This is a genomic window from Ferdinandcohnia sp. SAFN-114 (assembly GCF_059415045.1).
Window position 1 is genome coordinate 1 of record NZ_JBPFDQ010000025.1, and the last position, 24780, is coordinate 24780.

The 24780-nt window shown below is 39.8% G+C and carries 26 protein-coding genes and 1 riboswitch; of the genes, 13 read left to right on the plus strand and 13 right to left on the minus strand.

Annotation, left to right across the window (positions count from 1 at the left end; all coding sequences use genetic code 11):
• Window positions 1–152: 152 nt before the first annotated feature.
• The 4 genes from ACR65M_RS10010 to ACR65M_RS10025 all read right to left on the minus strand — a co-directional run bounded on the left by ACR65M_RS10010 (window position 153) and on the right by ACR65M_RS10025 (window position 3680).
• On the minus strand, window positions 153–347 hold the full coding sequence (locus ACR65M_RS10010; protein ID WP_341333300.1) for a hypothetical protein: 195 nt from the start codon (window positions 345–347) through the stop codon (window positions 153–155).
• A 133-nt stretch (window positions 348–480) separates the two neighbouring features.
• A complete protein-coding gene (locus ACR65M_RS10015; RefSeq protein WP_440273267.1) occupies window positions 481–627 on the minus strand; it encodes a hypothetical protein in 147 nt (48 codons plus the stop codon).
• Window positions 628–785: 158 nt separating this feature from the next.
• Complete coding sequence (locus tag ACR65M_RS10020; RefSeq protein ID WP_440273238.1) at window positions 786–3014, minus strand: YhgE/Pip family protein; 2229 nt, start codon at window positions 3012–3014, stop codon at window positions 786–788.
• A gap of 93 nt (window positions 3015–3107) precedes the next feature.
• On the minus strand, window positions 3108–3680 hold the full coding sequence (locus tag ACR65M_RS10025; RefSeq protein WP_440273239.1) for a TetR/AcrR family transcriptional regulator: 573 nt from the start codon (window positions 3678–3680) through the stop codon (window positions 3108–3110).
• Window positions 3681–4110: 430 nt separating this feature from the next.
• On the opposite strand from ACR65M_RS10025, the gene ACR65M_RS10030 reads away from it, so the two are divergent.
• The 6 genes from ACR65M_RS10030 (at window position 4111) to ACR65M_RS10055 (ending at window position 12169) form a co-directional block, all read left to right on the plus strand.
• Window positions 4111–5415: an ABC transporter substrate-binding protein gene (locus ACR65M_RS10030; RefSeq protein WP_440273240.1), complete on the plus strand. Its 1305-nt coding sequence runs from the start codon at window positions 4111–4113 to the stop codon at window positions 5413–5415.
• 139 nt (window positions 5416–5554) lie between these two features.
• Window positions 5555–6415 carry a carbohydrate ABC transporter permease gene (locus ACR65M_RS10035; protein WP_099351505.1) on the plus strand — a complete coding sequence of 287 codons (861 nt, stop codon included), beginning with the start codon at window positions 5555–5557 and terminating at the stop codon, window positions 6413–6415.
• Window positions 6415–7236, plus strand: coding sequence for a carbohydrate ABC transporter permease (locus ACR65M_RS10040; protein ID WP_099351506.1), 822 nt, complete (start codon window positions 6415–6417; stop codon window positions 7234–7236). Before ACR65M_RS10035 ends, ACR65M_RS10040 begins: the two co-directional genes overlap by 1 nt.
• 207 nt (window positions 7237–7443) lie before the next feature.
• Entirely contained in the window at window positions 7444–8463 is a 1020-nt protein-coding gene (locus ACR65M_RS10045; protein WP_440273241.1) for a LacI family DNA-binding transcriptional regulator, read from the plus strand.
• A 312-nt stretch (window positions 8464–8775) separates the two neighbouring features.
• Window positions 8776–10461, plus strand: a complete 1686-nt coding sequence (locus ACR65M_RS10050) for a glycoside hydrolase family 13 protein (protein WP_440273242.1) — start codon at window positions 8776–8778, stop codon at window positions 10459–10461.
• A 46-nt stretch (window positions 10462–10507) separates the two neighbouring features.
• Entirely contained in the window at window positions 10508–12169 is a 1662-nt protein-coding gene (locus tag ACR65M_RS10055; RefSeq protein WP_440273243.1) for a glycoside hydrolase family 13 protein, read from the plus strand.
• 47 nt (window positions 12170–12216) lie between these two features.
• On the opposite strand, the gene ACR65M_RS10060 is transcribed toward ACR65M_RS10055, so the two are convergent.
• Entirely contained in the window at window positions 12217–12360 is a 144-nt protein-coding gene (locus ACR65M_RS10060; protein WP_165918240.1) for a hypothetical protein, read from the minus strand.
• 12 nt (window positions 12361–12372) lie between these two features.
• Window positions 12373–12651: an alpha/beta-type small acid-soluble spore protein gene (locus tag ACR65M_RS10065; protein ID WP_440273244.1), complete on the minus strand. Its 279-nt coding sequence runs from the start codon at window positions 12649–12651 to the stop codon at window positions 12373–12375.
• Window positions 12652–12916: 265 nt separating this feature from the next.
• On the opposite strand from ACR65M_RS10065, the gene hbs reads away from it, so the two are divergent.
• Both hbs and ACR65M_RS10075 read left to right on the plus strand, forming a co-directional pair.
• The gene (gene hbs, locus ACR65M_RS10070) at window positions 12917–13195 is read left to right on the plus strand and encodes a non-specific DNA-binding protein Hbs (RefSeq protein ID WP_010677267.1); all 279 of its coding nucleotides are present in this window, start codon (window positions 12917–12919) and stop codon (window positions 13193–13195) included.
• Between the two features lie 416 nt (window positions 13196–13611).
• A complete protein-coding gene (locus ACR65M_RS10075) occupies window positions 13612–13902 on the plus strand; it encodes a YwdI family protein (RefSeq protein WP_121448351.1) in 291 nt (96 codons plus the stop codon).
• 182 nt (window positions 13903–14084) lie between these two features.
• Here the strand turns inward: ACR65M_RS10075 and ACR65M_RS10080 are convergent, their stop codons facing one another.
• The 3 genes from ACR65M_RS10080 to pxpB are packed head-to-tail and all read right to left on the minus strand — an operon-like array spanning window position 14085 to window position 16483.
• Complete coding sequence (locus tag ACR65M_RS10080) at window positions 14085–15047, minus strand: 5-oxoprolinase subunit C family protein (protein WP_440273245.1); 963 nt, start codon at window positions 15045–15047, stop codon at window positions 14085–14087.
• Window positions 15016–15774, minus strand: a complete 759-nt coding sequence (locus ACR65M_RS10085; RefSeq protein WP_440273246.1) for a 5-oxoprolinase subunit PxpA — start codon at window positions 15772–15774, stop codon at window positions 15016–15018. The genes ACR65M_RS10080 and ACR65M_RS10085 overlap by 32 nt, the downstream gene beginning before the upstream one ends.
• Window positions 15761–16483 (minus strand): 5-oxoprolinase subunit PxpB, encoded by a 723-nt coding sequence (gene pxpB, locus ACR65M_RS10090; protein WP_440273247.1) that lies wholly within the window; start codon window positions 16481–16483, stop codon window positions 15761–15763. The genes ACR65M_RS10085 and pxpB overlap by 14 nt, the downstream gene beginning before the upstream one ends.
• A gap of 96 nt (window positions 16484–16579) precedes the next feature.
• On the opposite strand from pxpB, the gene ACR65M_RS10095 reads away from it, so the two are divergent.
• A complete protein-coding gene (locus ACR65M_RS10095) occupies window positions 16580–16951 on the plus strand; it encodes a DUF423 domain-containing protein (protein WP_341333291.1) in 372 nt (123 codons plus the stop codon).
• Between the two features lie 44 nt (window positions 16952–16995).
• Here ACR65M_RS10095 and gerQ read toward each other — a convergent pair whose 3' ends face one another.
• The 3 genes from gerQ to hemQ form a co-directional block, all read right to left on the minus strand.
• Window positions 16996–17484: a spore coat protein GerQ gene (gene gerQ / locus ACR65M_RS10100; RefSeq protein ID WP_440273248.1), complete on the minus strand. Its 489-nt coding sequence runs from the start codon at window positions 17482–17484 to the stop codon at window positions 16996–16998.
• A gap of 55 nt (window positions 17485–17539) precedes the next feature.
• Entirely contained in the window at window positions 17540–17962 is a 423-nt protein-coding gene (locus ACR65M_RS10105; RefSeq protein WP_121448346.1) for a cell wall hydrolase, read from the minus strand.
• Window positions 17963–18304: 342 nt separating this feature from the next.
• Window positions 18305–19057, minus strand: a complete 753-nt coding sequence (gene hemQ / locus ACR65M_RS10110) for a hydrogen peroxide-dependent heme synthase (RefSeq protein ID WP_121448345.1) — start codon at window positions 19055–19057, stop codon at window positions 18305–18307.
• Window positions 19058–19350: 293 nt separating this feature from the next.
• On the opposite strand from hemQ, the gene pta reads away from it, so the two are divergent.
• Complete coding sequence (gene pta, locus ACR65M_RS10115; RefSeq protein ID WP_341333290.1) at window positions 19351–20322, plus strand: phosphate acetyltransferase; 972 nt, start codon at window positions 19351–19353, stop codon at window positions 20320–20322.
• A gap of 158 nt (window positions 20323–20480) precedes the next feature.
• Here the strand turns inward: pta and ACR65M_RS10120 are convergent, their stop codons facing one another.
• Entirely contained in the window at window positions 20481–20909 is a 429-nt protein-coding gene (locus tag ACR65M_RS10120; RefSeq protein ID WP_121448343.1) for a winged helix DNA-binding protein, read from the minus strand.
• A 252-nt stretch (window positions 20910–21161) separates the two neighbouring features.
• Between ACR65M_RS10120 and ACR65M_RS10125 the strand changes: the two genes are divergently transcribed.
• From ACR65M_RS10125 to ACR65M_RS10135, 3 genes are all read left to right on the plus strand, one after another.
• Complete coding sequence (locus ACR65M_RS10125) at window positions 21162–21701, plus strand: CarD family transcriptional regulator (RefSeq protein WP_440273249.1); 540 nt, start codon at window positions 21162–21164, stop codon at window positions 21699–21701.
• A gap of 111 nt (window positions 21702–21812) precedes the next feature.
• The gene (lipL, locus tag ACR65M_RS10130; RefSeq protein ID WP_121448341.1) at window positions 21813–22640 is read left to right on the plus strand and encodes an octanoyl-[GcvH]:protein N-octanoyltransferase; all 828 of its coding nucleotides are present in this window, start codon (window positions 21813–21815) and stop codon (window positions 22638–22640) included.
• A gap of 319 nt (window positions 22641–22959) precedes the next feature.
• Window positions 22960–23115: riboswitch (SAM riboswitch) on the plus strand.
• 551 nt (window positions 23116–23666) lie between these two features.
• Entirely contained in the window at window positions 23667–24743 is a 1077-nt protein-coding gene (locus tag ACR65M_RS10135) for a sugar ABC transporter substrate-binding protein (RefSeq protein ID WP_440273250.1), read from the plus strand.
• The last annotated feature ends 37 nt before the right edge of the window (window positions 24744–24780 follow it).

The following is a 24780-nucleotide window of genomic DNA, read 5'->3' on the forward strand; positions in this document are numbered from 1 at the left end:
ATAATGTCACAATACTTATCTCAAGTATTGCCATTTTGGAGGTGTTTTATATTGTCTCACTATTTTAGGTTAGTCCAGAATCATTGAGGATTCATACTCCTTTTTTATCCTTCTTAACAGCCATGCCTGTAAATTCTAATAGTGTACGTTCATTAGACGCCCATTTTTCTCCGAGTATTACTAGGTTTTTTTGTTTGTTGGCTTTTCATTTTTTTTGTTGAAAGATCCGCATTCATTTTTCCTTTCGTATTGGAAGACTGGGCCTTTTTGTTTTCAAGTTGCTGCTTCATAGCCTCTTGTAGACTAATTTTCTTTTTAGGTGCTTCGGGTTGATTATTTTCTGTCATAGAAAATCTCTCCTTAATGGATATGTAGTTAGTCTAGTATAATCTATTTGCATTCAATTGGGAAAGGTCCACGATAGCGAAAATGGGAAAATAGGGATGCTGACAGAAGAAAAACCACTAAACAGTGGTTTTTTTAATCCCGCATGGCTCCTGCTTCTCTAGAAGTCATGGCGCCCTGGCCTTGGCTAACATCCTTTTGAATTTCTTGTTTCACTTTTTGTGGGTCTGTTCCTGAGACATCTGTTTGCATCGTATTCTGTTTAGGTTGTTTTTGCGGCATAGTAATTCCTCCTGCATTTTTTCTTCTACAAATCATAGTATTAGCAATACGTCCCGTTACATCCATACTTTCATTTTAAGGACAAAAAAGAGCATGTGACATCAATGCCCTTTAATAAAAAAAGCTAGGGAAACAATCCCTAGCTTTTCTCACACATCTTAATTCATTTCAACTTGTACTTTTTGCTTTTTCAATTTCACTGCAAAATACCCGATGGTAATCGCAATGAAGGCCACCATATAGGTTAAGAGAATCAAGTTGTTATTCCACATATAACTGAAATCACCGCTTGAAATGACAGCTTTAAATGACTGTACGGAATATGTCATTGGTAAAAGTGCGTTAATGGGTTGTAATGCAGTTGGGATTAGTTCAAGTGGGAAAGTTCCAGCACTTGTTGTTAATTGTAAAATTAAGACGATAATCGCAATGAAACGACCAGGGTCCCCCAACATAGTCACAAGCATTTGGATTAAAGTTAAGAAAGTAAAGCTTGTGATTAAAGATGTGACAAAGAATAATGGGACACTTGCGACCTCAATTTTTAGACCTTCTAATAGTATGATGTCAACAAGGGCTGCTTGGAACACTCCGACAATGGCTAATACACCAAATTTACTAAAGAACCAGCGGAATGCATTAGTTGGTTGAACAACAGGATCTTTAAGTTTAAATACAATTGACATGAGTAATGCACCAACAAATAGACCAAGTGAGATAAAATATGGTGCAAAACCTGTTCCATAGTTAGGGACGGTATTCATTTCTTGCTTTTTAACAGTGACAGGTTCGCCCATCATGTCGTAGGTTTCGTTGGATGCCTCTACAGAATTTGCTTGTTCAGCACCTTCCGCAAGTTTCTCCGCGAGTTCATCCGAGCCTTTGGCAAGTTGAACAGTGCCTTCTTCTAATTCTTTTGAACCATCAGCAAGTTGTCCTGCGCCATTTTGTAGTTGACCGGCACCATTTGTTAATTGGTTCATACCATTGTTTAATTCGTTAGCGCCGTTATTAAGGTCAACCGAACCATTGTATAATTGGCTAATTCCTTGTTGTAGACTTCTATGACCTTCATTAATCTGTTGAAGCCCAGCTAATAATTGGTTAAAGGAAGGGCTTGTTTGGGATATTAGCTGTTCCTCTAAACCAGTTGTTGCGGAACCAAACTGTTGATGTAAGCCAGTTTTAAATTGGGTGAACCCTTGGTTAAGTCCATTTTCAACGCCTGCTGATATACCAGGTTCAAGTTTTTGCTGCAATTGCTGTTCTAATTGCTGTTGTAACTGTTCTTTCGTTGGCTGTTTTTGAGCCATTTGTGCAATAAAAGCAGAAGCATGCGTTTCGTCCATTATTTGATTTTCAATTAAGGTCGTTTTAAGCTGCTCCATTTGTTGTGTTTGAGATGCGAGCATTTGGTCTGCTAGTTGTTCAGAAAGGCTGGCTGCAATCCCATTTGTTAGTTGAGTTGATAGCCCAGCGTTAAGTTTCATCTCAAGTTCATCTATACCTTCATCAACTTTGCTAACATTACTGTTAAGTTGAGTTGTTACTTCTTTTGCAATTTGCTTTGGTAGTTCTTCCTTCATGAGGGCAAGCCCATCTTGGATTTGATCGGTTCCATCCACTAAAGAAGGAATTTTTTCATTCACTTCGTTAAGCCCTGCTTTTACTTGATTAGTTCCAGAAGCAAGATCAGTTGCTCCGGACTCTGCTTTTTTTACTCCATTTGTAAATTCAATTGATTTTGAAGCTAAATTAGCTAGGTTTTCCTCTAGTGTTTTTGAACCGTCATTTACTTTCGCTACACCTTCCGCAAGTTGTTCAGAACCTTCACTTGCTTGGGTTAAACCGTCTGCCAGGTTTTGAACCTTGCCAAACATGGTTTCAGCGTAGGTGGCAGTAACATTCTTTGATACTTCTGCCTTTATTCTTTCAATTGCGGTTTCCCCAATTTGAGAGGACAGAAAGTTTGTGCCTTCATTTGGCACATACTTAAGTTCCAACTTTTGTGGTTGACGATCTAATAAGGAAGTTGCGTTTTTTGAAAAATCCTCAGGTATTTCAACGAGTATATAATAATCCCTGTTCTCAAGCCCGTTGTATCCTTCTTCCTTTGAGACAACATGAAAATCGAAGGTGTTGTTATTGGAAAGTTTGTCTGTCAACTCATTTCCAAGTTGTAATTGGTCCCCTTCAAATTCAGCTCCAATATCCTCATTCACAATAGCGACTGGTAAATTTTCCATCTGGTCATATGGATCCCAAAATGCCCAGAGAAACATACCTGCATAAAGAACAGGCACAAAAGCTACTGCTAAAATTGGAATGAGGACTTTGCGATTTGAAAGGATATGTTTTAATTCAGCAAAAAAGGATGATCCCTTCATATATAAACCTCCTAATAAAATATGACTGTTTTATTCAAATGGTCATTTTAAGCCAATTAAGATGGGTACTCAACTTGAGGACCCATGGCATGACTATTTCTCTAACCCTTTAAAAAAATACAGCTGAAATAAATTTGAAATTTCTTCTTTTTCGAGTGGTGTGTGGCTTCGTTCCCAATCAAAGATTAAGGAAACATATAGCTTCAACATGACGAAAGCTGTGATCTCTGGGTTACAGGGCTTAATTTCATCGCGGTCGATTGCTTCTTGAATCATGTCTTTCATATAGTTAATGATCGCCTGCTCAACACGCTGGACAACCTCAACAACTGCCTGTGTTCCGATATCTCTTTCCTCTTGAAAAAGCTTAATCGTTAGCTGGTGGGACTTACGAAATTCTAGCAATCGAAAAAGTATCCGGTGTGCATTTTCATAAAAGGTACTGTTTTCATCCATTGCTTCTTCGGCTACCATTTTCATATCCCGAATGAGTGTACTAATGATCTCATCGAATAACTCCTCTTTGTTCTTAAAAAAGGTATAAATTGTACCTTTACCAACGCTCGCAAGCTTCGCAACCTGATCCATTGTTGTAGCCTTGTACCCGAATAAAGAGAACGATTTAGTCGCAGCTTCAATAATTAACTGTTTTCTATCAATCGCCACTTTTGATCACCTCACTTTAGGTGGATTGACCAAATGGGGAATTCGGTCATTTAATTCACAACGAGAAATATAGCACACTAAATGATACATTGCAAGTCTTGTTTATCTTTTACTTTAACGGCGTACATATTAGTGAGCTTTAATGATTTAATGAAAACGCTAAACTTTTTTGTTGTAATTATTTTTTGCCCGTGCTAATATAAATCTTGTAAAAGGAATGCAACCGTTTGCGCAACAATTGCGCAAAAGCAGTAAAGTTAAAAGAATACAGTAATATCAATAGTTTATATATTTTAAACTCAATGAAAGCGTTTAATCGGTAGAATGGAAAATGACTAATTTCTACAAAAAAGTCTAAATTTATGCAATCGGTTTCCTAAACCTGTGCAACGGTTCCTTCCTTTCAAAAATGTAAACTGGGGGTTTTATCATGAAAGCAAAGAAACTTTTTCCTGCAGTAATGGCACTCTTATTCCTTTTAAGTGTTGTACTTGTAGGATGTTCTTCAGATGGAGAAAGCTCAAGTGGAAATAAAGGCGATTCAAAAACAACAACAGTAGATATCTTCCAATTTAAAGTGGAATTTAAGGATCAATTTGAAGCTGTTGCAAAGCAATATGAAGAGTCACACGATGGTGTTAAAATCAACATCACAACTGTTGGTGGCGGAGAAGATTACGGTGCAGCACTTCGTTCAAAATTTGCTTCAGGTGAAGAGCCAACAATTTATAACATTGGTGGACCTCAAGATGTTGCAGACTGGGTCGATAGCTTAGCAGACCTTTCTGACACAGCAGCAGCTGGTGCTGCATTAGAAGGAACCCTTGAAGGAGTTACACAAGATGACAAAGTGTTAGGACTACCTTTTAACCAAGAAGGATATGGATTCATTTACAATACAGCAGTATTTGAAAAAGCTGGAATCAATCCAGATGAAATTACAACTTTAGCTGCTTTAGAAGAAGCTGTAAAAACATTAGATAGCAAGAAGGATGAATTAGGTTTAGATGCTGTTTTCGCTCTACCAGGTAAAGAAAAATGGGTAACGGGTTTACACTTATCAAATGCTTTCTTATCCCCTGAATTTGAAGGGAATGTTTTAGGAACATTCGATTCTGCAAGTGTTGATTTTAAATATGGCGATGCATTTAAGAAGGTTCTAGATTTACAAAATGAGTATTCTGTTCAACCAACTGTAAGTTTAGACTATGCCATGCAAGTAGAAGAGTTATTTTCTACTGGCCGAGTGGCAATGATTCAGCAAGGTAACTGGGTATATGGTTCAATCGCAGGTATCGATGAGGAGCTTGCAAATAACGGAGTAAGCATTCTACCAATTCCTGTTGAAGGCTATAAAGAAGATTCAATTCCAGTTGGAATTCCAATGTACTGGGCAGTAAATAGCAATAAAGATGAGGCAGAAGTAAAAGCTGCAAAAGACTTCCTAGACTGGTTATATACTTCTGAAGAAGGAAAAACAGCGGTACTAGAAGACTTTAAATTTATCCCTGCATATGAAGGATTTGACGCTTCAAAAGTTTCTGATCCACTAGGAAAATCAGTGTATGAGTACGCAACAGAAGGTAAAACAATTCCTTGGGTATTCATGGGCTACCCAACTGGTTGGGGCGAGCAACAGCTTGGTGTAAATATTCAAAAATACATCAGCGATGAAATGAGCTGGGATGATCTTGTGAAGGAATCTCAAAAGGCTTGGGAAGACACAAGAAAATAATTGATTCATCTAACAATAGAAAACAAGGCAGCGTATGGTTGCTTTGTTTTCTCCTTTTATACAAAAATGAACGGGAGCTCGTGCTCCCCCAAATATGATTGAAATATTTTCGGATTTCGATCAATTGGAGGAATTTACTATGCGAAACCGGAATCTATGGTATTGGTTATTTTTAGCCCCAACGCTTGTAGCACTTGGAGTTGTTATAATCGTGCCATTAATTTTTGGAACCTATTACTCTTTTACAGACTGGAACGGAATTAAGATCACCGAGTTTGTTGGACTTGAGAACTATCAAAAGCTACTTGAGGATAAAGAATTCATGAACTCCCTATGGTTTACTGTGAAGTTCTCAGTCGTGTCAATTTTCCTCATTAACTTTTTTGGACTTTCATTAGCATTACTTGTTACGCAAAAGCTTAAAACAAACAATATTTTACGTACAATCTTTTTCATGCCGAACTTAATTGGAGGACTCATCCTCGGGTTCATTTGGCAATTTATTTTCATGAAGGTATTTGCGAGTATTGGAGATTTAACGGGGATTGCAGCTTTTAAAGGCTGGTTATCGACAGATACAACTGGTTTTTGGGCATTGGTTATTCTCATGAGTTGGCAAATGGCTGGATATATCATGATTATTTATATTTCCTATTTGGAAAGTGTTCCGCAGGAGTTATTAGAAGCGGCGGAAATTGATGGAGCAAGTAGCTTCCAGCGTTTTAAAAATGTGACATTCCCACTTGTCGCACCGGCATTTACAGTAAGTTTGTTTTTAACGTTATCTAATACGTTTAAGTTATATGATCAAAACCTAAGTTTAACAGGTGGCGGCCCTTATAATTCAACACAAATGGTAGCAATGGAAATTTTTAAAACCGCATTCTCAGAAAATAATTATGCGTATGGACAGGCAAAAGCGATTATTTTCTTCCTAATCGTGGCGGCTATATCCTTAACACAGGTGTACATCAATAAGAAACGGGAGGTCGAGATGTAATGAAAAGTAAAAAAAGAAAATTATATTTGCTTGAAATTCTAGGCATTGTCCTTGGCCTCATTTGGCTCTCCCCTTTCTATTTGATGGTCGTCAACTCTTTTAAAACAAAACGTGAAATTTTTACAGATACGCTAAAACTTCCGGATGTATTTACATTTGATAACTATGTTCAAGCATTTGAAGAGCTCGATTTTATCCGTACATTCTTTAACTCTGTACTAATTACGGTTTTAGGAGTTGCGGTAATTATTCTTTTTTCATCGATGGCAGCATATGCATTAAATCGTCGCAAAGGTAAAGTGAGTGGTCTCGTTTTCTTCCTTTTTATCGCAGCTATGCTGATTCCATTCCAATCAGTCATGATTCCATTAGTATCCCTGTTTGGTAAAATGGAACTATTAAACCGTTTTGGAATCGTTTTTATGTATCTTGGCTTTGGTAGTAGTTTATCGATTTTCTTATATCACGGGTCCTTACAAGGAATCTCAAAATCATTGGATGAAGCGGCCACCATTGATGGTGCAAACAGATGGCAAATTTTCTGGCACATCATTTTCCCGATGTTGAAGCCAATTTCAGTAACAGTAGCAATTTTGAATATTATTTGGATTTGGAATGACTATCTATTACCATCTCTAGTCATTAACCAAGAAGGAATGCATACGATTCCATTGAAGATGTTCTTCTTCTTTGGTCAATATACGAAGCAATGGCATTTAGCCCTAGCAGGATTAACGCTTGCGATCATTCCAGTGATACTTGTGTATTTCTTCATGCAAAAACACATTATCAAAGGAATTGCAGAGGGTTCTGTAAAATAATTATTGATAACGAAGGATTGAATTGATTCCTTTTATATAAAATGAAACGAAATATCACAAGCTTTTTGATGTCTAGCTCCAGGCGCCATCGGCTCGAAATAACAAGCTAACCGCTTCTGAAGGTAAAGAACGCCTTCTGTCAGTGCTTTTCTTGTGCTTGCAGCCGATAAACGGGCACCTTGCGCTTTTCTAATATGGAGGGTATGTATGGCTATTACAATAAAAGATGTTGCAAAAGAGGCAAATGTCTCGCCTTCCACTGTCTCAAGGGTCATAGCAAATAACCCTCGAATTAGTGAAGAAACGAAAAAACGAGTACGAGAAGCAATGGATAAGCTCGGGTATCATCCTAATTTTACAGCACGGAGCTTAGCGGTGAATAGCACAGCAACCATTGGGGTTGTGATGCCGTTCTCAGCATCCCATGTGCTTCAAGATCCCTTTTTCCCGGAAGTGATTAGAGGGATCAGCGTACAAGCACGTGAACATAAATATGGATTGTACCTTTCGACAGCTGGAACGGAAGATGAGATTTATGAAGAAGTTGTTGGGATGGTCCAAGGTCGCCGTGTAGATGGCTTAATTCTCCTCTATTCGCGGACAGATGATCGTATTATCAAGTATTTACAAAAGATTGATTTTCCATTTACAGTGATTGGTCGACCTGTGATAGGTGCAGAACGAGTCACGTATGTCGACAATGACAATATCTACATCACGAAGGTCGTAACGGACTATTTGATTGCCTTAGGTCATACGAAAATTGCATTTGTCGGCTATGATGGCGACTTCGTGTTTATGCTCGATCGCCTTGAAGGATACAAACAAGCGCTAAGCGAGGCTGGGATCTCTTTTAATGAGGACTATATCGTTCAAAAGAGTACGATAAATAAAGGGAAAGAAGCAATTATATCCTTTCTAAGTTCGGTTAAAACACCTACAGCATTGGTTTGTACAGATGACTTTATTGCGATCGAATTGATGAGTCATTTTGAAGAATTGAATATTCGCGTTCCAGAGGACGTTTCCATTGCAAGCTTTAACAACGTACTACTGGCGGAATATTCGAAGCCTCCCCTCACCTCAGTGGATATTGATATTTTTCAGCTGGGAGTTGAAGGTGCAAGCTGTTTGATTGAAAAAATTAAAAATCCGGATGTCTTACCAAAGCGAATTACGATACCGGCAAAACTAATTGAACGGAAGTCGTGCGCACGGATTAAATAAAAATGAAGGTTTAAAGAGGAGGATAAAAAGGACCGCGTCGACAAAAGCGCCACGGCCTAATGTCTTGTCGACACTAGCACTTCCTGTGCGTCGAGGTTCAAGGCGGCGCGAGCTCCCGAGTAGCGGAGCGAGGCAACTGCTTGAGTTAACATCCTTGCAGCCTTGCGCTGAGGAATTGACTTCCTGAATTAACTAGCAGACGCAAGCGCATAACCTAGTTATCACTCTGTTATCGGTGCAGTATTTGCAGAAATTCGATGTGTCATTTTACCGCACTTTTTAAACATCCTCTAGAAAGTGAGTTTATGGGAAATGGAAAACAAAACGTGGTGGAAAGAAAGTATTGTGTATCAAATTTACCCAAGAAGCTTTAGGGATACAAATGGCGACGGAATTGGAGACCTTAAGGGAATTACCGAAAAGCTTGATTATCTAAAAGACCTTGGTGTTGATGTAATTTGGCTCTCCCCTGTCTATGAATCCCCTAATGATGATAATGGCTATGATATTAGCAACTATTGTGAGATCATGGATGAGTTTGGCACGATGGCTGATTGGGAAGAACTACTTTCGCAGATGCATAATCGCGGCATGAAGCTAATGATGGATCTAGTCGTAAATCATTCATCAGATGAGCATAAGTGGTTCCGGGAATCCAGAAAATCAAAGGATAACCCTTACCGTGACTACTACATTTGGCGTCCTGCTAAAGATGGTAAGGAACCGAATAATTGGGAGTCATTCTTTAGTGGTTCAGCGTGGCAATATGATGAACAAACGGATGAATACTATTTACATTTATTTAGTAAAAAACAGCCTGATCTAAACTGGGAGAATCCTAAAGTTCGTGAGGAAGTCTATGACCTTATGACTTTTTGGCTTGAAAAAGGAATAGATGGATTCCGAATGGACGTCATCAATTTAATTTCAAAAGTTCCATCGCTACCAGATGGTGAACCGCAGGAAGGAAAAAAATATGCTTCAGGTGCACCTTATTATATGAATGGACCTCGAATCCATGAATTTTTACAGGAAATGAACCAACAAGTGTTATCGAAATACGACATTATGACTGTTGGCGAAATGCCGGGTGTCGACACAGCAGAAGCGCAAAAGTATACAGGTTCGGACCGTAATGAGCTAAACATGGTCTTCCAATTTGAACATATGGATTTAGATTCAGGTCCAACAGGAAAATGGGATATGCGACCATTAAATCTACTAGATTTGAAACAAACGTTTACCAAATGGCAAAAAGGTCTGGAAGGCTCTGGCTGGAACAGTTTGTATTTAAATAATCATGATCAGCCTAGGATGGTGTCTAGATTTGGTGATGACGGTGAGTATTGGTTAGAGTCAGCAAAGATGCTTGGAACGTTTTTGCATATGTTGCAGGGAACTCCATATATATATCAAGGTGAAGAACTTGGGATGACGAATGTTCAGTTTGATTCCATTGACGATTATAAGGACATCGAAAGCCTAAATATGTATAAGGAAAAGGTAGATGCAGGCGTGGCTCCAGAGCAAATTATGCAGTCTATCTATGCAAAAGGAAGAGACAATGCGCGTACCCCTATGCAATGGGACGAAAGTGAGAATGCTGGGTTTACGACAGGCACTCCATGGATTTCGGTGAATCCGAATTACCGGGACATTAATGCGGCTAAACAAGTGGATGATCCAAATTCTGTTTTTCATTATTATAAAAGATTGATTGAGTTACGAAAGCAGCATGAGATTATGGTATATGGTACTTATGACCTGCTGTTGCCGGAGCATCCAACGATTTATGCGTATACTAGAATATTAGCTGATGAAAAGTTACTGGTAGTACTGAATTTTTCAAATGAACATACATTATTTGAGTTGCCAGAAGAGTGTAGCTACAAATCACAGGAACTATTGATTGGCAATTATGATGTCAATCAAAATGAATCAATTGAAAGAATAGAATTAAAGCCATATGAGGCAAGAGTGTATCGGTTAACGATTTGAAGGTGGATTTGAGTACCATCTGTAGAAGGGAAGAGAGGATACAAAAATGAAGCAAGCATGGTGGAAGGAAGCAATTGCCTATCAGATCTATCCAAGAAGCTTTATGGATTCAAATGGTGACGGTATCGGTGATCTACAGGGGATTATATCCAAATTAGATTATGTAAAAGATCTGGGGATCGATGTAATTTGGATTTGCCCTGTTTACAAATCACCCAATGATGATAACGGCTATGATATTAGCGATTATCAAGACATCATGGCTGACTTTGGAACGATGGCTGATTTTGATGAATTACTAGAGGAAACCCATAAGCGTGGGATGAAACTCATTATTGATTTAGTTATTAACCATACAAGTGATGAACACCCCTGGTTTATCGAATCTCGTTCTTCAAAGGATAACCCAAAGCGGGATTGGTATATTTGGCATGATGGAAAAGATGGAAAAGAGCCAAATAACTGGGAAAGTATATTCGGGGGGCCGGCATGGGATTTTGATGAAGAGACTGGTCAATATTACATGCATATTTTTTCTACAAAGCAGCCTGATCTCAATTGGGAGAACACGGAGGTTCGCACAGAGTTATACCGCATGATTAATTGGTGGCTCGATAAAGGCATTGATGGTTTCCGGGTAGATGCGATTAGTCATATTAAAAAAGTACCGGGTTTCCCTGATCTGCCAAATCCAACTGGTCTAAAGTATGTTTCTTCTTTCGACGGCCATATGAATCGTCCCGGGATTCAAGAATTTTTACAAGAATTAAAGAAAGAAACCTTTGCCAAATACGACATTATGACAGTTGGTGAAGCAAATGGTGTAAGTGTCGAGGATGCAGAAGAATGGGTTGGCGAGGAACAAGGAAAATTCAATATGGTGTTCCAGTTCGAACATTTAGGCCTATGGGATGAAGAGAAACAAAAACTTGATGTGGTCGGGCTCAAACAAGTTCTTACGAGATGGCAAAAGGGACTAGAAAACATGGGCTGGAATGCATTGTTTATCGAGAACCATGATCAAACACGTGTCGTATCTAATTGGGGAAATGATAAGGACTATTGGAAGGAAAGTGCAACGGCGCTAGGTGCCATGTACTTTTTCATGCAAGGAACTCCTTTCATTTACCAGGGGCAAGAAATTGGAATGACAAATGTTCAATTCCAATCCATCGAAGAATATGATGATGTGGCAACAAAAAACTTGTATCATGAAAAGCGCTCTGAGGGTGTCCCGCATGAGGAGATTATGGAGGTCATCTGGGCGACAAGTAGGGATAACTCACGTACTCCAATGCAGTGGTCCAATACCGAAAACGCAGGCTTTACAACAGGAGAACCATGGATGGGTGTTAATCCAAATTTCGTGGAAATTAATGTTGAAAACCAGCAGGCAGATGAAGATTCTGTGCTGCATTTTTATAAAAAAATGATTGCTTTGAAAAAGGCGAATAAAGTATTCACGTATGGTGAGTATGACTTATTACTAGCCGAAGACCCACAGCTATATGTATACACACGCACGCTAGGCGATCAGAAAGTGATTGTTGTAACGAATCTATCTCAAGAAAATGCCATTTGTCGTCTGCCAGAAGGTGAATTTAGGCATAATGAGCTAATGTTGGCAAATTATTATATCGATGCACACGAGGCTACAGATTCAATAGAATTAAGAGCGTATGAGGCACGAGTATATCGGTTAGGTTAATTTAAAGACCCCTATGCTTAAGTAAGGCATAGGGGATTTTGAGTGAGTTATTTATGATCTGGCTCTCCTACTTCATTACCAGTTGTGTATTCATAGGTTGCCTCATAGCCAGACTCTCTTGCTTTTGGGCCTTTGGCAACTTTGTATTGGCTATGATTGGATTGACCATCACGGTTTTTCTTTTTATCCATACGAACACCACCTTACCCGCGTTTATTTAAGTTTTCTTGCGCCATGCGGATCATTTCTTTAACCATTTTGCCACCGATGTTGCCACCGACTTTGCCTGCTTGCTTGGACGTGAGGTTTCCGTTGTAGTCTTCCTTTAATGGAATCCCAAGTTCCTTTGCGACTTCGTATTTTACGCTGTCAGGGTTAGATGGATCTGTTTTGTAGCCTTGTTTTCGCATTACATTTGCTTTGAGTTGGTCAAGCCCTTCTCTTGCTTCAGGAATGAGTGGTCGACGTTTTTTTCGTGCCAATAGGGACACTCCTTTCGTCATGTAATTTTTTATAGTATTCCCTAGTATAAAATCTAGAGATTCGGTAAAACTTGGTAGTAACAACATTTTAAAAGATTTTTATTTAATTCAGTTTTTTTGGTTTGAAACGCTTGTTTTTTGGCTAATCTAGTGATGTAATACTTATACCACCAGTTTAATAGGATGAATTTAGCCTAAATTCTTGCGAACCTATGAAAAAAGTGGTAAAAAGAATATGTGCTTATTTGGAGAGGAGAATTTTAAAATGAACAAAACAGAACTAATCAGTGCAGTTGCTGAAAGTGCAGAACTATCTAAAAAAGATGCAACAAAAGCTGTTGACGCAGTATTTGAAGCAGTTCAAAATGCATTAAGTAGCGGAGATAAAGTACAATTAATCGGATTCGGTAACTTCGAAGTTCGTGAGCGTGCTGCTCGTAAAGGCCGCAACCCACAAACTGGTGAAGAAATCGAAATCGCAGCTAGCAAAGTACCTGCATTCAAACCAGGTAAAGCTCTTAAAGACGCAGTAGCTGGTAAGTAATATTACATAATCCCTGCGCAAATGCCCCTCAGAGACGATCTGAGGGGTTTTTTCATACTCTTAGACTAAAAGTGTGCAACCGATTGTAAAAGCCTATATGCGAATTGCTAGATTGTCAAAATGTGAGTTTGACGCACCCCTATTGCTCATGGGAAAATAGGAGTATCGATTTTACAAAGGTAGTGAAGGGATGCAAAAACGAGTCAATTGCTTAAAATGCAAGCATTTTTATACGACATGGGAACCGAAATTTCCTCGTGGCTGTCGCGCCTTCAATTTTAAGACGCAGGCAATGCCCTCTATAGCGGTTTTTAGATCTTCTGGGGTACATTGTATGAAGTATGAGGAAAAGCATATCAAGCAACAGCAAACCCCTTCCTACAACGTAGATATTCGGGCATAGAGGAGTGAACTTTGTGAATATATCTTTGAATAAGATTTTAGATAAAATGCAGCAGGAATTGTTGAGAGCAAAGAGTGAAGAGAGTGAACAAAAGGTGAGAGAGCGTTTGATGGCCATTCGGACATTATGTGACCTTGTGTTGGATGAGGCCCCAACAGAGGGAAAGCGGGTTGAGGCGGTGCCTGTACAACCAGTGCGACAGGTTGTGCAGTCCATTCCTGCGATGCCGCAAACAACGACAATCCAAAACGCTACAAAATTAGAGGAAGACGATGCTAATGGAGATTCTCTGTTTGATTTCTAAACAGAGGTCTCTTTTTTTATCTGTTTTGGTTTTGTCCGATAAAAGGAGAGTTATGTCCGATATCTGGCCGGGAATGTCCGATATATTGAAACTTATGTCCGATAAAATTCTTTCTTTGTCCGATATCTGTAAAATTGTGTCCGATATCAAAGTATGAGGCAAAAAAATACCCCCAAGGTGCATCACCATTGGAGGTTTTTGAGAAAGTTCTCTCTTTTTTTATAGAGTTGATGGGCAGTTTCAATGCTGCAGCGCTCAAATCGAATCGTTCCACCAGGCGGTAGCTGGGCGATTTTATAAGTATCGGCGGCAATGATCGTTGCGATTCGAGGATAGCCCCCTGTTGTTTGCCGGTCTGCTAAAAGGATGATGGGCTCGCCGCTACTTGGAACTTGAATACCACCAAGAGGGATTGCGTCGGATGCAATTTCGGCCCTTTCTTTATGCTGCAAGGGTTTTGTCCCCTTTAATCTATACCCCATCCGGTCCCCTTGAAGGGCCTGAAAGGTGTCGCTAAAAAACTGTTCGATGGAACTCTCTGTAAAATAATCCTGGTGTGGCCCTAAAATTGCGCGAACGGTTACCCCTTTATCAAAGGTTGGAACAAGGTAGTGCGAGAGTCCTGTATTTTTTCGAAGAGTATCAACAGAACCGTAAATAATATCACCATCGTTGATCTCTGTCCCAAGCTTTGCCTTTGCGTAATATGATTTACTTCCGAGGACTTCTTGAGCTTCAAATCCGCCCGCCACTGCTAAGTATGCGCGAGTTCCCGATACGGGTTTGCCAAACTTAATAATATCCCCTTTTGACACAACAAACGACTGCCATAATGGGGCTTTGTTTCCATTCACGGTCATGCTCAAGTCTGCCCCGCAAACAGAGAGTGTCATTGCGTCTGCTTCTACCCGTAATGTCGGGCCAAGCATGGTAATTTCAAGTACGGCCTCCTCTCTAGAGTTACCGACTAGAATATTAGCAAGCTGGCTTGAATATGTATCCATTGCTCCACTTGTTACGACTCCAAATTGTTGGTAGCCATAGCGGCCAAGGTCCTGAAATGTGGTTAAAAGTCCTTTTTTAAGGACGGTAAATAGCGGTTGTCCCATATCATCACCTAAATGCCTTAATTGTAATGCCTTCATTGGTTAGTGCATGTCGTAATTCTTGTACAAATTGGAGGGCGTGATCATTGTCGCCATGAACACAAATGGAGTCAGCTTTAATTGGAATAATTTCGCCAGTTGTCGTTTGAACGGTTTGTTCTTTCACCATTTGCAGAACTTGTTTGATTGCAACATGGCTGTCGTGAATAACTGCGTCCCCTCGCGTCCTTGGTGTTAAGGTTCCATCAGGTTGATAGGTTCGATCAGCAAACACTTCGGAAACCGTATGTAAGCCGTATTTTTCTCCAGCTTCAATTAACTTGCTACCAGCTAGTCCATAGAGTGAAAGAGTTGGATCAAATATGCTGACAGCTTTAGTAATTGCCTCTGCAAGGTTAGTGTCGACTGCTGCCATATTATAAAGAGCACCGTGTGGTTTTACGTGAGAGAGCTTTACTTCGTGTGCTTTACAAAATGCAGCAAGAGCACCGATTTGATAAAGAACAAGATCATAGACGTCTTTTGGTGAAACGGCCATGGCTCTCCTGCCAAATCCGACAAGGTCCTGAAAGCCTGGATGGGCACCGATAGCGACGCCATATTTCTTCGCCAGCTGTACAGTTTGATTGATTACATGCGGGTCGCCTGCGTGAAACCCACAAGCGATATTTGCGCTGGAAATAAAGGAGAGGACTTCCTCGTCTTTCCCGATTTTATAGGCACCAAAACTTTCCCCTAAGTCACAATTTAAATCAATGGTTTTCAATTTTTTTCACCTCTACTTTGTATTGGTTTTCTTTTACTAGATTTTCAATTTCTCTGTATTCTTGTGCTGAAATCTGAGTGAAGCGGAGGTAGTCCCCTGCTTTCAGTAAAAACGGATTCTGCCGTTCCGGGTCAAATAAAGGTACCGGAGTTCGTCCAATGAGATTCCACCCTCCTGGTGACTCGAGTGGATACACCCCTGTTTGATCACCGCCGATGCCGACCGCCCCTTTTGGAACTTTTAATCGGGGAGTTGCCAGGCGCGGTGTGCTAAGTGTAGCTGGGAGCCCTTTTAAATACGGGAAGCCCGGTAAAAAGCCAATCAAATAGACAAGATAATCAACGCTGCTATGTATGGAAGTCACCTCTTCGGTTGAGAGCCCATTCCTGCGAGCGACATTCTCGAGGTCCTCACCATCATAACAGGTTGGAATCACAATGATCTCTTTTGAAGTGGTGCTTTGTTCTGTGGAATGCTTTTCGCAAATCTCAGCAACCTGAGCAAAAAGACGATGATAGGTAGTGAGAATTGGATTATAGTAAACTGTTATTGATTGAAAGGCAGGAACGAGTTCAACAACACCTGGTATACTCATTTGTTCAATGTGTTTCGTGGTTTGCTGAATTTGACGCTGCAAGTTGTCTGAAGCAGGCTCCTTGTATAGAATTTGCAGGGCCATGTCTCCAATAGGTATAATCTCGTAGTTCATAGTAAAACTCCTTTATGGTCTAGAGTCCTACTCCTATCTTATAATGAATATGGTAGAATAAAAATACGAATTTTAAAAAAAGGATGGAGAACGAAAATGAAATTGTTCTTAATATTGGGAGCGATTAATGCATTTTTAGCAGTTGCGCTTGGTGCATTTGGTGCCCATGGTTTAGAAGGGAAAATTACCGAAAAATACTTAAAAACATGGAATACAGCTGTCCAATATCAAATGTTTCACGCGATTGGATTATTTGTTGTTGCCTTTTTAGCGGACAAGTTTTCACAAGTTAGTTTAATAACAACGGCTGGTTGGAGTTTGCTTGTGGGAATCTTTTTATTTTCTGGAAGCTTGTACGTTTTAAGTGTGACTGGTATTAAAATCCTTGGTGCCATCACACCGCTTGGTGGGGTTGCCTTTTTACTAGGTTGGGTATTATTAATAGTGGCTGCCGCAAAACATATGTAAAAAATGAAAGATTAAAGGAGTGTCCGCGGACACTCCTTACTTTTTTAGCGTGGTGGGTAATTGACTAGGCCTTGGCCTCCACCAAATGGATATTGGTACTCAATTTCTTCGTCAAATGTAATGTATTGTAAGTAGACCATTAAGAGTAAGTAGCGCACGCCTGTTTGAGGGTCACTTAAAATAATGTGGTCACGCCCTGCAGCTTCAACAACGCCTTTGAAGACTTTTTGTTGGTTCGTGTTATCAAAGCCCATGTAAACAGTCGCTTGCTTTCCTTTGTTCAGGCGAAGAATGTTTTCGATGTAAGATTCTTCAAGCGGAAGCATACCCGGTACATTTTGCGCGACCCCACCCGTTTGAGCGAAAGTTGGCGTTTGTGGTGCCTGAAAGCCTCCTTGTTGTTGCTGTTGGAATGGATATCCCCCATATGCGAATTGGTTCGGATCCATGTAGCCCCCAAACTGGCCCATACTTTGCGGGTTAAACCCGTAAGCAGCATATGGATTTTGCATTGATTGATTATCTTGACTCAATGTAAGCCCTCCTCAGAATGTTTAATTTTTCTCTTTTTAAATTAAGGCATATGCCTTAGAAAACGTCTGGACAATCCTCCTGTGTTGGTTGGTAGAAGCAGTGTGCTTTAAACCTTCCCACGTTCCACTGGTTAAACCATTGTGCTGGACAGTTTCCTGATGGTTCAAAAAACCACAAAGAAAACCTGGCAGGGTGAAACCTTTCCCCTTTTAGTACCCTTCGTGCAAGTGCAATCTCAGACGGTCGAGCGGCCTGGTAGAAATAGCCCTTTTGGGTTGCTTCAAAGCCACCAGGACTTTGAAAGACCATTTTTCGGATGGTGTTAATATCTTTAAAATCCAGACAACGAGATCTCGCGCGATTTACCCCGACATTCCCTACTAATAGCATGCCTTGTTTACCTTCGCTTTCAGCCTCAGCGCGTAACAACCTTGCTAACAGCTTTACATCTGCTTCCGTGTGCGCAACTACTGCCATCTTTTCACCTCACTACAAAAGAAGACAAGGATAATGAAAAAGCCTCTTTACTAACTTATTGTTTAGGTGAAAGATGGGTTCCTACTTTTTGATTATTTTTGGGATTTTGACTAGAACTTTTTGGTGGTATGTTTAGTGGATTCATCATTGCATTGTATGAGCGAGGAAAAAGGATTATGAATATGGATAAAAAAAAGAGAGGAAGTCCCTCTCTTTTTTTATGTCTAGTTTCATGCGCCATCGGCTCTCTGGTCTAAGAAAAGCGCTTCGGAAGGTAAAATGCACCTTCTGTCAGCGCTTTTCTTATGCTTGTCGCCTAAAACAGGGCGCCTGTCACTTTTCTTAATTAATGTGTAGGAATTGTGGTACTTTTTCTTCAGTTAAAATGTTTCCAACGAAGAATGCTCCGAATTCACCGTATCGAGCACTTACTTCGTCAAAGCGCATTTCATAGACAAGCTTCTTGAATTGAAGCACATCGTCCGAGAATAAGGTTACGCCCCATTCATAATCATCAAAGCCAACAGAGCCTGTGATGATTTGTTTTACGATTCCTGCATATTGGCGGCCAATCATACCGTGGCTGCGCATAAGCTCTTTGCGTTCTTCCATTGAAAGCATGTACCAGTTGTCATTGCCTTCACGGCGCTTGTCCATTGGATAGAAGCAAACATATTTGTTCTTCGGTAAGGTTGGGTATAAACGTCCGCGTACATAAGGATTTTGATATGGATCCTCATTGCTTTCGCCTGCTACATAGTTACTTAATTCAACAACAGAAACATAAGAATATGTAGGAATTGTGTATTCAGCAAGCTTTGTTTTATTGAATTCATTTTCGATTTCATTTAGTTCTTCCATTGTTGGGCGAAGAATCATCATCATGAAATCAGCCTTTTGGCCGACAATTGTATATAATGCATGGCTTCCTTGGTTCTCTGCTTGAGTTTTATTCCACTTATCTACTAAACCAAGAAATTCATGAATTGCTGCTTGTCGCTCGTCACTAGAAAGGGTTTTCCAAGACGTCCAATCAATCGAACGAAAATCATGTAGGCAATACCAGCCATCAAGCGTTTGTGCTGCTTCAGCCATTACAATCACTCCTTATTTATCACATGTTTATGTATTCAACACTACTATATCACAGTTTCCCCTATAGCAAAGTGATTAAACCTTAGGAGATTTTGTGAACAAAAGTGAGAGTGAGTATTTTGTCAGGTTGTTGGGAAAATTGAAGATAGTGTCATAATACTGTCACATGATTTTTAAGGCTTTTTGGTTTTCAATTGATGAAAAAAGCCGTATCCTAATGGTTGGCAGTTTTGGTACGGCTAAATGCCTAACTTACATAAAACGCATTTATTAACATACTAGGAGGAATAAGAGTGAGCGATTTATTTACTCAATTAAAACAAAAGGTATCTGGAAAGGAAATGAAAATTGTTTTTCCAGAAGGATTAGATGAGCGCATTTTAACAGCGGTAAGCCGTTTGGCAAGTGAAAAGGTACTTGTACCAATTGTAGTTGGCGAAAAAGCAGCGGTTGAAAACAAAGCGAAGGAACTTGGTGTTTCCCTTGAAGGAGTGGAAATCTATGATGCTAATTCATATCCAGAGTTCGATCAGCTTGTGGCTTCATTTGTTGAACGACGTAAGGGCAAAGCAACTGAGGAGGATGCACGTAAGATCCTTAAGGATGAAAATTACTTCGGAACCATGCTAGTGTATACAGGTAAAGCACACGGGCTTGTAAGTGGTGCGGCACATTCAACTGCAGACACGGTTCGTCCTGCCCTTCAAATCATTAAAACAAAACAAGGTGTGAAGAAGACTTCTGGTGTATTTATCATGGTTCGTGAAGATGAGAAATATGTATTTGCTGATTGTGCGATTAATATTGCACCAGATAGTCAGGATTTAGCAGAGATTGCAATTGAAAGTGCCAATACGGCTGATATGTTTGATATCGAACCAAGAGTAGCTATGTTAAGCTTCTCAACCAAAGGTTCTGCAAAATCTCCTGAAACGGAAAAAGTAGCAGAGGCTGTTAAAATTGCAAAAGAAATGAATCCTGCCTTAGTATTGGATGGAGAATTCCAATTTGATGCGGCATTTGTTCCATCTGTTGCAAAGAAAAAAGCACCAGATTCCATAATCAAAGGTGACGCAAATGTATTTGTTTTCCCAAGCCTTGAAGCGGGTAATATCGGATATAAAATTGCACAGCGTCTCGGAAACTTTGAAGCGGTTGGTCCAATTTTACAGGGCTTAAATCAGCCAGTAAACGACCTTTCACGCGGTTGTAACTCAGAGGATGTTTATAAACTTGCTTTAATCACAGCAGCGCAAGCGTTGTAAGAATGAGAATGGCCATGTCTTTAGGACATGGCCTTTTTTGTGGGTGTATTTTTGCTAGTGGCAGTAAATTACGATTAGTGGCAGTAAATTAAGATTAATGGCAGTATTTCTGAAACAGTGGCAGTAAATCGTCAGCTACACACCCAATTGTCTGAATTTCAAATGTTCCAATCCGTTTTTAATACTTTTTTTAATAGCTCTACTTGTTCATCCCCGATATTTTCTATGATTTGTTTTTCAATCGTTGCTTTTAGTTCCTCATTTTTCTCATAGCACTCTTCACCAAGGGGGGTTAATTCGATTCGTTTTTCCTTTTTGTTGTTTTCAACATCCATTACGTTGACTAGCCCTTTTGCCTTTAAGTTTTTTATAAATTTATGTGTTGCTTGCCTAGTTATATCAACATTTTTAGAAACATTCGCAATCGTTGTTTGTCTTTTATAGATCCGCGACATGATATACCATTCTGAATTTGAAATCGCGATGTCGCTGGTCTCATTCCATAATTTTTCTGCAATCCCTCGAAGCTGTCCATGTCTTTCACTTAAGAGGTCGATTAAATCTAAATGTTGAAGTACAGGGTCCATAAATTCCACTCCCGTTTTTATAATCGCCATTACTATACAAAAATAAATAGATGTAGTCAACTAAGTTGACAAAATTCATGTGAGGGTTAAGCTGAAACTTTTGTCGATTTATACAGGATATTGAGGTTTTACAGGTCGGCTATTTGTCTTGGAAATGTTATTTTTGTCAACCAAGTTGATATTTTTTGAATTATGGTGTATGATTAAATAAAGTCAACTAAGTTGACAATCCATTGGATAGGAGCATGGTACATGTTTAATATCGGTGATCTAGTGATTTATTCGAATATGGGTATATGCCAAATAGACGATATTTGTGAAAAAACATACGGTGGTATGACTCGGACTTATTATATAATGCACCCAATTGAAGACAGCACGTTGATAATCCAAAACCCAGTGGATAATGACAGAGTATTAATGCAAGGAATTATTGATAAAAGTGAATCAGAGGAAATCTTAGAATCCTTTAAGCTACCAGGAATTCAGTGGATTGACAACAGTTCGGAGCGTCATAAAGTTTATTCTGGAATAGCTTCGTCCGGAAATAGAGAGGAAATATCTAAAGTACTAAATACATTGCTTTGTAAAAAGCATGAGATTGAAATGAACGATAAAAAATTGTCGGAACATGACCGTCGTCTACTTCTTCATTTGCAAAAAATATTTTATAAAGAATTGGCGATTACGTTAGATACAACGGTTGAGGCCGTAACGAAAAAAATCAATCAAATGATTGCCTTTAAAATGAACAAAACCTCACGACATGAGGTAGCTAAATACGTAAATTAAGGGTAAAATAGGACGATACAGGAACCAGGCATAGCCTGGTTTTTTGGGGTTTATTTCTTTTAAGGACCTCATCGTTAATCTAGTAATTTTTATTTTTTAGGAGTATGCCTTATGACCGAAAGTCTTTTATTTCAGCCAAGTTGGCGGATTATTGATCAATCTAGTCTAGGCTATCAATTTGATGCACTACAATCGTTTGCGATAGATGACACTCTTTGTGCGTTTGTGGGTAAAGGTGAATCACCAGCTACAGCACGGACTTGGGTTCATCATCAAACCATCGTTCTTGGGATACAGGATACTAAATTGCCTTTTTTGGATGAAGGGGTTGAGTTCCTTGAATCATTGGGCTATCGCGCGATTGTTAGGAATTCAGGTGGACTAGCAGTGGTATTAGATGAGGGAGTGTTGAACATTTCACTCATTTTTCCTGAGACGGAAAAAGGGATTGATATCAACCGCGGATACGATACAATGCTTGAACTCATTCGAAAAATGCTTGAGGGCTATGAAGTCGATATCGTTGCACGAGAAATCGTTGGATCATATTGTCCTGGAAGCTATGATCTAAGTATAGATGGGAAAAAGTTTGCGGGCATTTCCCAGCGCCGCTTACGTAATGGAGTGGCTGTGCAAATTTATTTAGGTGTGACCGGAAGTGGGTCAGAACGAGCAGACATCATCCGTCGGTTCTATGATATAGGTTTGCAAGGTGCGGAGACGAAATTTGTTTACCCAGATGTAAAACCCGAAACAATGGCTTCTTTGGCGGAATTAGTTGATCCAAACCTTACCGTACAAACCGTCATGATGCTGTTGCTTCAAACATTAAAAAAAGAAAGTGAGCACATTTTTGCTTCACAATTAACGGGGGAAGAAATGCCGTTATTTGAGCAAAATTATGCACGTGTACTTGATCGGAACGAAAAAGCATTATAGGAAACTAGGAGATTTGGTTCTCCTAGTTTTTTTGTGGAAAAATGGGGTTGTGGGCGTGCAATTGCGTGTTAGATATGATAATTGCGCGATAGATGCCCGGAAATGCGTATGTTAAATTCGATAATTGCGTGATAGAAGATCACAATTGCGTACTAAATCCAATGATTGCGTTTTACCGTAATTTTTTTCTCCAAAAGATATTTTCACTATTAAAATATTTTTTATTATAAAAATATTGAATTTTATTTTCGGGCATGATATGATTCTCGTCAAGTAAGTTATTTGAATGAAGTTAATTGAATATGTTTGCTGTATTTTTCTCTTATCAAGAGTAGGCTGAGGGATTTGGCCCTATGACGCCCAGCAACCGACCGTAATACCATTGTGAAATGGGGCGAGTTTTTTTCGCCGGGTATGACCCGTAAGGCACGGTGCTAATTCCAACAGAAGGATTTTTCTTTCTGGTAGATAAGAGGTGCGAAGACTTTTGTATGCTTCAAGCCTCTTTCTGATGAGAAAGAGGCTTTTATTTTTTTCAAAAAAGGCCTCATAAACGGGAGAGTGGTGGCTTTTTAAAAAGTAAGTAGATTAAAATGGCTCTTTTCTAATAGATTGTTGCTTTTATAAGAAGTGCAAACCAAGTTGATTGAAGCGGAAGGCGGCGACTCCAGCGGGAAAAGCATGAGACTTGAGACCCCGCAGACGCGACAGCGACCTGTCCAGTTGCAGCGGCTAGAAACTCGAGAAATTTCAACTCCTCCTTCAGAGGCAAAATACGCCTCTTTGTCGGAGTCTCCGACGCACAGGATGTGCTAGTGCCGACGTCGCCACAGGACGTGGCGCTTTAGTCGGCCAATTTTCTCGTTTCTGTGCAAGCCGCCTCCACACTTCGTTGAGGAGGCTCAAGCCACGCCCGCGGAAAGCGTCCGCCTGCAGTGGAGATCAACGGTGCAAAAAGCAACAATGTCTACGAAATCAGCCATTTAATATGAAAATGGATGACATACAAAAAAGGGGAGAAACACAATGAAATTAACAAAACTATTATTCACAGCGTTACTACTTATTGCAGTATTGGTTGGATGCCAACCGAAAGTCGCAGAGGAAACAACAAAAACAGATAGTACAGAAGTAAAAAATTCTGAACATCCATTAGCAAACAAAAAAATCGCTTTAATTATGCAACAAAACTTAGGAACTTTTTCTGCTCAATATATTGAGGGTGTTGAGGAGCAGGTGAAAAGTTTTGCTGGTGAAACAACTGTTTTTACATCTGACGGAGACCTAGCAAAAATGGCGTCAAACGTCGATGCGGCGGTAAACCAAGGATTTGATGCTATCTTGATTGACCACGGTACAAAAGAAGCCCTACAAGGTTCAGTTCAAAAAGCGGTAGAAAAAGGTATCCCAGTTGTAGTGTTTGATGCAGAAGTGGAAGTGGATGGGGTTACAGTTCTTGAACAAGGTGACCAGCAAATGGCGCAAATGACACTTGAGAAATTAGCGGAAGATGCTGGTGGTGAAGCAAATATCGTAAAAATTTGGGTGGCTGGATTTGCTCCAATGGAAAGACGTCAAATCGCCTATCAAGAGTTTCTTGACAACAATACTGGTATAAAGGAAATTGCAACGTTTGGTGCAGCGACTGCTAATACTGCGCTTGATACACAAGCACAGATGGAAGCTCTTTTAAAGCAATATCCTGAAGAGGGTCAAATTACAGCAGTTTGGGCAGCGTGGGATGAATTTGCAAAAGGTGCTGTTCGTGCAATTGAACAAGCAGGCCGTTCAGACATTAAAGTTTATGGAATTGACATGAGTGATGAAGATTTACAAATGATTCAAGCAGAAAACAGCCCATGGGTTGCATCTGCGGCGGTTGATCCAAAAGATATCGGACGTATTCAAGTTCGTTTTGCCTACCAAAAACTAAATGGTGATGAAACACCAGAACGAGTAAAACTAGAGCCAGTATTCGTAACAAAGGATGCACTGCCTGAAGAAAAAATTACAACTGCAGAGCTTGACCAATACATTGAAGGCTGGGGTAAAAGCGAACAAGGTTACACAGATGAGCTGAAAAAGCTTGAAGCTGGGGAGTAAAAATGGGGGCCTCAAGGGGTCCTCTGTAAAGGAGGAT

What these genes read in the sequence shown, in the direction of transcription:
- ACR65M_RS10010 (WP_341333300.1), bottom strand. Translation starts at nt 347, where the DNA reads ATGACAGAAAATAATCAACCCGAAGCACCTAAAAAGAAAATTAGTCTA.
- ACR65M_RS10015 (WP_440273267.1), bottom strand. Translation starts at nt 627, where the DNA reads ATGCCGCAAAAACAACCTAAACAGAATACGATGCAAACAGATGTCTCA.
- ACR65M_RS10020 (WP_440273238.1), bottom strand. Translation starts at nt 3,014, where the DNA reads ATGAAGGGATCATCCTTTTTTGCTGAATTAAAACATATCCTTTCAAAT.
- ACR65M_RS10030 (WP_440273240.1), top strand. Translation starts at nt 4,111, where the DNA reads ATGAAAGCAAAGAAACTTTTTCCTGCAGTAATGGCACTCTTATTCCTT.
- ACR65M_RS10035 (WP_099351505.1), top strand. Translation starts at nt 5,555, where the DNA reads ATGCGAAACCGGAATCTATGGTATTGGTTATTTTTAGCCCCAACGCTT.
- ACR65M_RS10040 (WP_099351506.1), top strand. Translation starts at nt 6,415, where the DNA reads ATGAAAAGTAAAAAAAGAAAATTATATTTGCTTGAAATTCTAGGCATT.
- ACR65M_RS10045 (WP_440273241.1), top strand. Translation starts at nt 7,444, where the DNA reads ATGGCTATTACAATAAAAGATGTTGCAAAAGAGGCAAATGTCTCGCCT.
- ACR65M_RS10050 (WP_440273242.1), top strand. Translation starts at nt 8,776, where the DNA reads ATGGAAAACAAAACGTGGTGGAAAGAAAGTATTGTGTATCAAATTTAC.
- ACR65M_RS10055 (WP_440273243.1), top strand. Translation starts at nt 10,508, where the DNA reads ATGAAGCAAGCATGGTGGAAGGAAGCAATTGCCTATCAGATCTATCCA.
- ACR65M_RS10060 (WP_165918240.1), bottom strand. Translation starts at nt 12,360, where the DNA reads ATGGATAAAAAGAAAAACCGTGATGGTCAATCCAATCATAGCCAATAC.
- hbs (WP_010677267.1), top strand. Translation starts at nt 12,917, where the DNA reads ATGAACAAAACAGAACTAATCAGTGCAGTTGCTGAAAGTGCAGAACTA.
- ACR65M_RS10080 (WP_440273245.1), bottom strand. Translation starts at nt 15,047, where the DNA reads ATGAAGGCATTACAATTAAGGCATTTAGGTGATGATATGGGACAACCG.
- pxpB (WP_440273247.1), bottom strand. Translation starts at nt 16,483, where the DNA reads ATGAACTACGAGATTATACCTATTGGAGACATGGCCCTGCAAATTCTA.
- ACR65M_RS10095 (WP_341333291.1), top strand. Translation starts at nt 16,580, where the DNA reads ATGAAATTGTTCTTAATATTGGGAGCGATTAATGCATTTTTAGCAGTT.
- ACR65M_RS10105 (WP_121448346.1), bottom strand. Translation starts at nt 17,962, where the DNA reads ATGGCAGTAGTTGCGCACACGGAAGCAGATGTAAAGCTGTTAGCAAGG.
- hemQ (WP_121448345.1), bottom strand. Translation starts at nt 19,057, where the DNA reads ATGGCTGAAGCAGCACAAACGCTTGATGGCTGGTATTGCCTACATGAT.
- ACR65M_RS10120 (WP_121448343.1), bottom strand. Translation starts at nt 20,909, where the DNA reads ATGGACCCTGTACTTCAACATTTAGATTTAATCGACCTCTTAAGTGAA.
- ACR65M_RS10125 (WP_440273249.1), top strand. Translation starts at nt 21,162, where the DNA reads ATGTTTAATATCGGTGATCTAGTGATTTATTCGAATATGGGTATATGC.
- lipL (WP_121448341.1), top strand. Translation starts at nt 21,813, where the DNA reads ATGACCGAAAGTCTTTTATTTCAGCCAAGTTGGCGGATTATTGATCAA.
- ACR65M_RS10135 (WP_440273250.1), top strand. Translation starts at nt 23,667, where the DNA reads ATGAAATTAACAAAACTATTATTCACAGCGTTACTACTTATTGCAGTA.